The sequence below is a fragment of the Syntrophomonas sp. UBA5494 genome, assembly GCF_002426325.1.
Genome location: NZ_DIPG01000052.1, coordinates 12,056 through 21,161, shown reverse-complemented (window position 1 = coordinate 21,161; position 9,106 = coordinate 12,056). Strand labels below are relative to the sequence as shown.

Below are 9,106 nucleotides of genomic sequence, written 5' to 3'. Positions count from 1 at the left end.
CAAGGCGGCAGTCGACGCTATCGGCAAAGTGACGCTGGAGAGCGGGGATGTGATAGCCGCCGCCAGAGAAATTTATAACAAGCGACCTGATATTTTCCCGGGTTCAACAGGATATTATCCGTTCCTACTCAGGACATATGAACCCTATAAAACGGCATACGAAACCCTGCTCGCCGCAGAGAAAAGATACGCGGAACTCACCGGCCAGGGGGAAGAGGCGATAGACCCGGCGGAAGCCCTTGACGGCGTACTGAGCTATATCCAGTCAACGGTGACTAACCCCACTGTCGACAGCGTATCCGGCGAGTGGGCGGTCTTGGCCCTGGCCCGGGGCGGCGAGGTGGATAAGGACAGCGACTGGGCCAGGACTTATCTCGACAATCTGGACGCGGCCCTGGCGGCGGGTGATACCATCACCGCCGCCACCGACTACGAGCGGGTCACCCTGGCCCTGACAGCCTTAGGTATAGACGCCTCGGATTACCAAGGCCGGGACCTGACCGAGGCTTACGCAACCTACAATGAGGACATGTCCCTCAGCGCCAAGATATTCGCTCTTCTGGCCTTAAACTCCAAACCCTATGAATCAGAGGCAACCGGCGATTACGTCGACGGCCTCCTGGCGGCGGCTTTGGAAGGCGGCGGCTGGGCCATTTCCGGCAGCAGCGCCGACGTGGACATGAGCGCCATGGCCATCCAGGCCCTGGCTCCGTACTACACGAATCCAAATGTCAAGACCAACCTGGATGAGGCCCTGGATGTTCTCAAAGAAAAGCAAGATCCGGCCAGCGGCGGCTTCAGCGGGTGGGGCGGCGGTAATGTCAGCACCTGCAGCACCGCCCAGGCGGTCACCGCCCTGTGCGCCCTGGGTATGGATCCCACCGGCGCCCAGTGGATCACAGCAGAAGGCAAAAATCCCCTGACAGGGCTTTTAACCTATTACGACCAAGACAACGGCTGCTTCGGCGAAAGCTCCGCGGGAGCCAACCAGATGGCCACCGAGCAGGCCGCTTACGCCCTGGTGGCCTACGACCGCTTCGTGAGCGAGGATCACTCCCTTTACGACATGTCCGACGCCTTCGGGGTCTCCTCGGATACCCGGGTCAGATCGGTTATGGTAAAGGGCACAACCGCCACAGCCGGTGAAGGCAGCAGCTTCACCGCGGTTCTGCCCTACGGCTCCGATCCGGCTGCAGTCACCCCAGCCGAAGTGATCATTACCACCATGAACTCCAAGGCGAGCAGCAGCGTACCCGTTACCGCCGACAACGGCGCCACCTGGAGCTTCACCGTCACCGCCGAAGACGGCGGCATGGCAAATTACACCGTTCAGATCAGCGTCTCACAGGATCCCGCAGCAGGGAATCAGGCCGACGTGGCGGCAGTCAAGGCCGCCATTCAAAGCCTGCCCTGGGCCGTGCCCATGGCCGCGGCCAACACCGAGCCGGGCATCAAGACTTGGGTTGAGGCCCAGCTCTCCACTCTCAACCTGAACGGCGTCACCGTGACGGTTGCCATGGACAGCTTTAGCGCCGCCAGCGGAACAACCGCCGGCAGCTTCTCCTTCACCGCAGACCTGTCCAAAGGCGAAGGTGAAACCCTGGTCACCGACAGCTTGCAGCTCAGCGGCGTCATCACCGTTCCTTCCTCCGCCATCGGCCAGGTGCATGTGATCGTGGAAAACACCGTCTGGCCGGTCAGCGCCGGCGCTGTCTGGGAGGGCCTCCTGGCTGACGCCTGGGTGGACATCGACGAAGAGAGCACCATGATGACGGCCGTGGTGGCGGCCCTGGATTCGGTGCAAGCCACCCAGACAGGCGCCGAGGGCGGCTACATCTCCTCCATCAACGGCCTGGCACAAAAGGCCTGCGGTGAAGACAGCGGCTGGATGGGGACCCTTAACGACTGGTTCACCCATACCGGTTTTGACAGCGTCACTGTGCTATCCGGAGCACTGCAGCCCGGGGATGAGCTCCGGGTCATGTACACCACCAACCTGGGCGAAGACCTGGGGGGCAGTTGGGACAACAACGACAAGACCCTAAAGGCAATGGCCTTCAGCACCGGGACCTTATCTCCGTCTTTTGACAAAGACGCCCATGATTATACCCTGACGGTGCCTGAAGGTACCGAGGGCGTTATCGTCACCCCCACTGCCAGCAACAAGAACTTCCAGGTGCGCAGCTATCTGGGAACTCAGGACACCGGGACGGAGTACCGGCGCACCGCAACCATACCCATCAGTGATGGATCTATTATTAACGTAGTATGCGGCGATCCATCCTGGCCCAGCATGAACGGCGCCCCCGGCGTCCCCGCCGAGACCTATACCATCACCGTAGAGACGGAGGCGGAGGAAACCACTGGCTACACCGTGGGACTAGTCAGCGCTGATACCGACAAAAACCCCGGAGACACCGTCACCATGAATCTCAATGTCAACGGGTCAGATGGCATCAGCAGCTTCGCCGCCCTGCAGACCGTAGTCAGCTATGACAAGACCAAAGTAAGCAACGCGGGCTACAACCTGGGAAACGGCTTCACCGTCACCGACAACCCGTTGGCAGGCAAGCTGGTCATCACCAGAGTTGGTTCCAGCACCCCTACCGGCAATCAGGGCAGCCTGAGCTTCCGGGTAAGACACGACCTCCCGGCAGGCAGCAATGAGGCGGTATTTTCCGTCATTTCAGCTTTGGTGGGAGCCAGCGGCGATCCCAGCGACCCTGAAGCAGCAGCAATTGGAGCCAACGTAGGCGTCAATGTGCACAACCTGACCGTGAGCTTCACAGCGGGATCCCATGTGAGCATGGACACTGCCATCGCCTATACCAAATATGGAATACCCGGACTGTACACCGACAACTTCTACACCACCCCCTTTGTCGAACCGGTTGCCACCGCAGACAGCGGCTATATACTGGATAGTCCCCTGTGGAATGACGGCAGCGGCAATGTGGATTATGAAAGCATCGCAGCCACAGCATTTTCCGCCAATGCCGCCTATACCGCCACAGCCACTCAGGATATCAACGTCAACATCATCCTGCCCGAGCAGGCGACAGTTATCTCCGGAGTTGAGGACGGTAAAGCCAGCTACGGTGCCGACGTGGTGTTCAGCATCACTCCCGATCCCGGTAAGGAGATCGTCAGCGTAGCCTACACGGTAGGAAGCGGCAGCCCGGTGGTATTGACCGCCATTGAAGGGATCTACACCATCCCCGGCAGCGCCTTGACCGCAGATATTATCGTAACCCTCACCCAAAAGCTTAAGGGAACGGTGAGCTTCATCGGCTTCGACGATTATAAGGGAGCCCCTACCGGTTTCAAAGTATTGAAGTTTGCAGCCAATCCACCTGAAGGCTACAAATACCAGTACAACGATACGGAGATGTATTACTCCGAAAAATACCAGCTGTTTGTATGCTTTGTGGCAGCGGATGTGAATGAAGGTACGGCTCTGGCCGGCATCAGCTGTGTTGAAGGCACGGCGCCGGAGATCAACTATGACGGCAATGTCAATCAGAGCGGAGCAGGCCTGGTGAACATCATCGATGCCCAGCTGGTCTATGACCTGTATACCGGAGTCTATCTGACTGACCCGGCTTTTGAGATCATATCCCCGGTGATGCGCCTGGCAGCTGACATCAACGGCGACGGCTCTTCCGACACCACTGATGTGCAGATCATCGTCAGCCTGGTGCAGAACCAGGAAGTGTAATCCGAGTTCATTGGAAGAGTTTAAAAGGCATGACGAAAACAAGGCTTCTGAAGTTAAGACTGCCGGGAAGGCAGCCTGAAGAAGGCAAGGTGAGGCGGGTGCGAAAGGGGGGTACAAACACTCTGCCTCCGGTTAGGTAAAGCATGACTGGTAAATAAAGAAACAAGACGGTTCTTTTGTTTTCTCACAGGAACAAAAGAACCGTCTCTTGATATACGGCCACGCGGTCGTTGCTTTTGTTTTTCTGCTTGACAGGCGTACACTATATGGTACAATAAATTGTACATAATATTGTCAAAATATATTGTTGCGCATATCCGAAGGGAGGTATCTTATATGCTAGCAGTAAACTATTCGACAATACGAAACAAATTAAAAGAATATTGTGATCGTGTTACCGATGACCGGGAAACAGTAATTGTTACCCGGAAAGATGAGAAAAATGTCGTTATTATAAGCCTTGAGGAATACAACACAATAATGAAAGCAGCAAGAAATGCAGAATACCTTGCAATGATTGATCGGTCAATGGAACAGCTTGCATCAGGGAAAGGAACTGTTCATGAGTTGACTGAGGTAGACGATGAATAAAATATGGTCAGACAAATCCTGGGATGATTATTTATCGTGGCAGATTCAAGACAAAAAGATACTCAAACGCATCAATGAGCTTGTAAAAGATATTGAAAGAAATGGTTTATCAAAAGGCATTGGGAAACCTGAACCTTTAAGATACCGCAAGGCGTGGAGCAGACGAATCAATCATGCGCATAGGTTAGTTTATAATTTTGATGATAACAATAATTTGTGGATTATCTCCTGTAAAGGGCATTATGAAGATTGATATGTTTCCACGGACATATCAGCCGGAACATAACGATGCCTCATAAAGCGTATGAAAATACTTTCGGGCCTTTTTCAATAGAAGCGCCGCGGGCCAAAATAAGAAGAATGACATAACTTGCCGTCAAAACACAGTAGTTGACGACACGGGAACATTATAGTAATTTTAAACAAACAGAATATGTATTTCGTTTTATGGTCACAAAGGGTCCTTGTAAGAGGGCGGCGGTTGTGTCAAATGACAAGCTGGTGAGAATCCGGCACGGTCTTATCTTCACTGTGTGCGGCGTTAGCCGCGAGTCAGGTCTGTCAGCCATAGAATGGGTTTAGCATCAAGGTGGAATGCTTTGCCGGTTACGGATCTCCAATCAACGAATGGAGGTCAGGTTTGTTGTTGCAAAACAGCGCCTGAGATCGTTTCCGGCAGAGGGCGATTTCACCTTTTATTTATTTCCAAGTAAATAGTGTACGAGCAGTCCGCCGGTTTGCCGGCGGAGGAATGGGGTGAGATGCCCCGCGGGCGGGTCACTGTGATGCCTCCTTGAGAGGATAAGTCAGCGAAAACCGAATAGTATTTCAAGTGCCGGCAGGGCCTGTGGCCTTGCGGGAGGATAGGAAATCGGGTGCAAGTCCCGAGCGGAACCGCCGCTGTAAGCGCCGAGGGCCGCGTTCGTCGGCGCAAGCCGGCCACTGGGAGATCTGGGAAGGCAGAGCGCGGTCCGCAGGAGTTAGCTCCATAAGCGTGAGCCAGAAGACCTGCTTGAACATTGCTTTGCCCGCCGGTTGACGGAAGGCAGGGCTTTCCAGTTGTACAGAAATTAGGCTGTGACAATCGATTGATTGTGGCAGCCGTTTTTATTTTTCAATGAAATTTTATATAAAGCACTTTGGCTGCAGCCGCCGGGAAAAAGAAATAAACCGGGCAGACTCCGCTTTTGGGGATGAACTGCTGGGCGATAGCCATAGCTTGAGCAACTGGAATGATGACGCCCTTATTTCGCTTCTGCGAATAAGTATAGGGGTCAATGAATACCGGCCCAAACTCATGCGCAGGGTACGCATCCCAAGGTTTGTACTGGGAGAAGAGGTTTGCTGAAGCATTTGCGAGTTCTTTAAAGATTTTCCATGCCTTTTTGTTCGGCCTGTTTGAAAGGGGGGGTTATATGATAAATAACAAATAGTCCTTGTCCAGTTCGGCGTCAATCCCATTTAGGTAAGTTTTAAGAAATTGCAATGTTTTATCTGACTTTGTAGATTCCCGCATAAGGATAAGAAAAGATACAATCGCAATGGCAGAATGAGGGGCGATAAAACAGGGCAATCATCACCTGTTCCGCCCCGAGTCCGAATAATCAATGGCAAAAGATAAATGCGGAGGATCAAAACCCGTTTTTAAAGAAAGGAAAATTAAAAATGAAAACCATCAGTAAAAAAACCGCGTTGATACTTTTAATACTTTTAATGACAATGAGCCTTCCTGGCGTGGCGGCGGCACAAGACGCGGTCACCGTTTCGATCAGATACGGCGACTTCGATACAAGCGGCGACTATATAGGATCGGGTAATCCTAACGCAAACTTTTATATTCAAGACTATTCGCTTGATATTGATCATGTTCAGCTCTATGTCGATTATAGCTTGAAACAGTCCTATTATCTCCCCAGCGGCGAACCGGACCCGCTCAACGGCGATGCCTCCGTTTTGGACGCTATAATCGTGACTTTTCTTGATAAAGGTTTTTATAGTATTTACGCCGGATGGGATGACGTCAATATACCCAACGGCGGTTATATCAGCAATGTCAGCCCGCAGACACTCACGTATAACGTTACTTATTACGAGGGAGAAAACGGAAATAAGTGGGGACACGCGACCGGCACCGGCTGGAATGTTGCGTATACGCAAGACGGCGTCATTCAAGAAGCCGAAGAGTATACAAGCAATATCGCTTTAACGGACGACATGGAGATTGTGTTTGACGTCAGCGCGTTTGATAGGCACTGGGATACGGGCGAGCCCTGGTAATATTTATAATATTTTATAGGCGAATCGACCAAAGAACAAATGGGCGGCCGAATTTTGGCCGCCCAGATATTAATATGGAGACATGCAAACCTTTCAGGTAACGAAAGGAGGATAAAGAACCTTATGAGCAAGAAGACACTCGGCAAAAAAGCATTGGCCCTGATATTTGTTTTAGTCATGTTGTTGGGTATGACGCCGTTATCGGCGCTGGCAGCAGACGAGACCTCTCCCGTTCTGAGCGATGTTACGGCGGGGCCGGTGATTGTCGGTGAAGATATTTCAGCGACCAGCAATGAGGACGGCACACTGTATCTGGTCCCGTCCGATACCGGCGCGACCAAAGCTGACATAGAAGCCGCCGCCGATACGGCCAATGGCGTCTCAACCCCGGCAACGGCTGATACACCGGCAGCCCTGAGCACAGCGGGCTTCGCTCCGGATACATACGTCGTGTACGCTATTGACACGGCAGGGAATGTGTCCGACCCATCGGATGCGATCATAGTCAATGCCGCCGGTCCAACCGAGCCCCAGGAAAACTATCTGTCCGATCTGGAATTCAGCGTTGCGGTAAACCCGACGACAAACTATATGAATTTAAAACTATCACCTGAATTTGATGGCGCCGCAGATAACTACGATCTGATCATTCCGGATTTTGCCGGGAATTCCCAGTTTAATCTCTATGCCCGCGCCCCGCTCATTTCCGGTGCGCCGGAAGGCTGCCAGGTCTATGCCAGCTATGAAGATGCCAATGCAGTCCAGCAGGAGATCGAGATCGGCGGCGGGTATACGATGCTTCCAAACCCTTTTATGACATCCTCGTTGGTCCGTGAAATCAAAATCGAAGTGCGCAGCGGCGACAGCATTCTGCAGAGCTATACCGTGAATGTCAGGTACATATGTGCGCTGCGAGTGCTTACCGTTAAAGACAGCAACAACAACCTGCGGCCGCTGGACCGCGCCGTTGCCTATCATAATCTGCTTTATGCCGTGGATGTTCCCGTTACCGTGAATAACATCACTGTTTCCGTAACAGGGGCAGGAATTCAGGGAACAGTTACTACTGTAAACGGAACCCCCGGAACAACACTGACTATCCAACAGCAAGATATGCAGTGGGATGCCAATGGAAAGATGGATATTCCCATAGTGATAAGCAATGTACGCTTTGAGACCACCACCTATGTGCTGACCCTTGAACGGACGGATGTGGATTACATACCGGCAATCATCACGCAGCCGCAGGGGGCAAACTACACCCAGTTCGACGAAGCGGAGCCATTGACTGTCGAAGCTCAGACGACCGAAACGGAAACGAGCGTACTCACTTATCAGTGGTATGTGGGGGAAATGGCTTTAGGACAGGCAGATGACATTATCGCGGGAGCGACTTCCGCCAGTTATACTCCGCCCACCGATACAGTAAATACCAAGCCGTTTCTGCCGTTTTTAAAAGGCAACAGATGTTATAAGTGTATTGTGTCATATACGGTAAACGGAAGAGAATATCAGGCTGAGAGCAACGTTGTTGCCATCCACCTGACTGCTTTTGTGGCCGAGACGCCTTCTATCAATGTCCAGCCGACCGGCGGCGAATACATACGAGGGAGCGTCCCCGCACCTCTGCATGTGGAAGCATCCGTGGCGGATAACGGTATTTTAAGCTATCAGTGGTATTGCAATGACACGGACAGCGTTCAGGGCGGCAGACTTATAGAGGGGGCAACCAATATACAGTATATCCCGTCTGCCGATACGGTCGGAACCCAGTATTACTATTGCAAAGTGACCAATACCATACAGAGCCTGACGGCCACCGCCGTCACAGAAACAGCAGCCGTAACCATCCTGCCGCTGGCCGAAGTAGGCGGCGACTGGGCAGGCGCGGGCACGACGGATGACCCTTATCTGCTTGAGGACGCTGACGATCTGGTTCTTCTGCGCGATTTGGTCAGTCAGGGCTACGGTATGGCGAATACCGTGTTTATGATGGAAAACGATGTCACCCTGCCCGCCGGCTGGGAGCCGATCGGCAATCTGAAAGACGGCGCCGCCGACCCGGAAAACGGCATAAATATCTTGCCGTTCTGCGGCGTTTTCGACGGAGGCGGTAAAACCCTCACCATACCGGAAGACGGTCTGCCCCTTTTTAATTATGTTCGTGAAGCCAGTGTCAGAAACCTGAACATTTATGGCGTTAAAATTGCGGGATACGGCCTGATAAACGCATACGATGTAGATTACGGCAGTGACGGGGATTATCAGACCGGCGTTCCTGCAACGGTCTTAATCGATAATGTGACGATCAAGTCGGGAAGCAGCACCCTGTACTCCGGATTCATCGGCGGGTATGCCTCTGGGGGCAATACCGTGACCATCCGCAATTGCACCATTGAGGAAAGCGTCGTCATCGGCTATGCAAAAAATCGCTCCGCCATCGGCTCCTTTGCGGGACTTTTAAATGGAACAGTCGACAACTGTGTCAGCTATGCTACGGTTTACGGCGTTAACAATGTC

General features: G+C 52.8%; 6 protein-coding genes and 1 riboswitch. All 6 genes read left to right on the top strand.

The window, feature by feature from the left end; all coding sequences use genetic code 11:
* Positions 1–3,718 (top strand): cadherin-like beta sandwich domain-containing protein (locus B3W37_RS06260; protein WP_483175107.1); only part of this gene is annotated, 3,718 nt, incomplete at its 5' end.
* Between the two features lie 336 nt (positions 3,719–4,054).
* The gene (locus B3W37_RS06255) at positions 4,055–4,309 is read left to right on the top strand and encodes a type II toxin-antitoxin system Phd/YefM family antitoxin (protein ID WP_483175105.1); all 255 of its coding nucleotides are present in this window, start codon (positions 4,055–4,057) and stop codon (positions 4,307–4,309) included.
* On the top strand, positions 4,302–4,562 hold the full coding sequence (locus B3W37_RS06250; RefSeq protein WP_483175104.1) for a Txe/YoeB family addiction module toxin: 261 nt from the start codon (positions 4,302–4,304) through the stop codon (positions 4,560–4,562). Before B3W37_RS06255 ends, B3W37_RS06250 begins: the two co-directional genes overlap by 8 nt.
* Before the next feature lie 560 nt (positions 4,563–5,122).
* A riboswitch (cobalamin riboswitch) is annotated at positions 5,123–5,339 on the top strand.
* 87 nt (positions 5,340–5,426) lie between these two features.
* Positions 5,427–5,657: a hypothetical protein gene (locus B3W37_RS06245; protein WP_483175103.1), complete on the top strand. Its 231-nt coding sequence runs from the start codon at positions 5,427–5,429 to the stop codon at positions 5,655–5,657.
* Positions 5,658–5,974: 317 nt separating this feature from the next.
* Positions 5,975–6,586: a hypothetical protein gene (locus tag B3W37_RS06240; RefSeq protein ID WP_483175102.1), complete on the top strand. Its 612-nt coding sequence runs from the start codon at positions 5,975–5,977 to the stop codon at positions 6,584–6,586.
* 123 nt (positions 6,587–6,709) lie between these two features.
* Positions 6,710–9,106 (top strand): hypothetical protein (locus B3W37_RS06235; protein WP_483175101.1); only part of this gene is annotated, 2,397 nt, incomplete at its 3' end.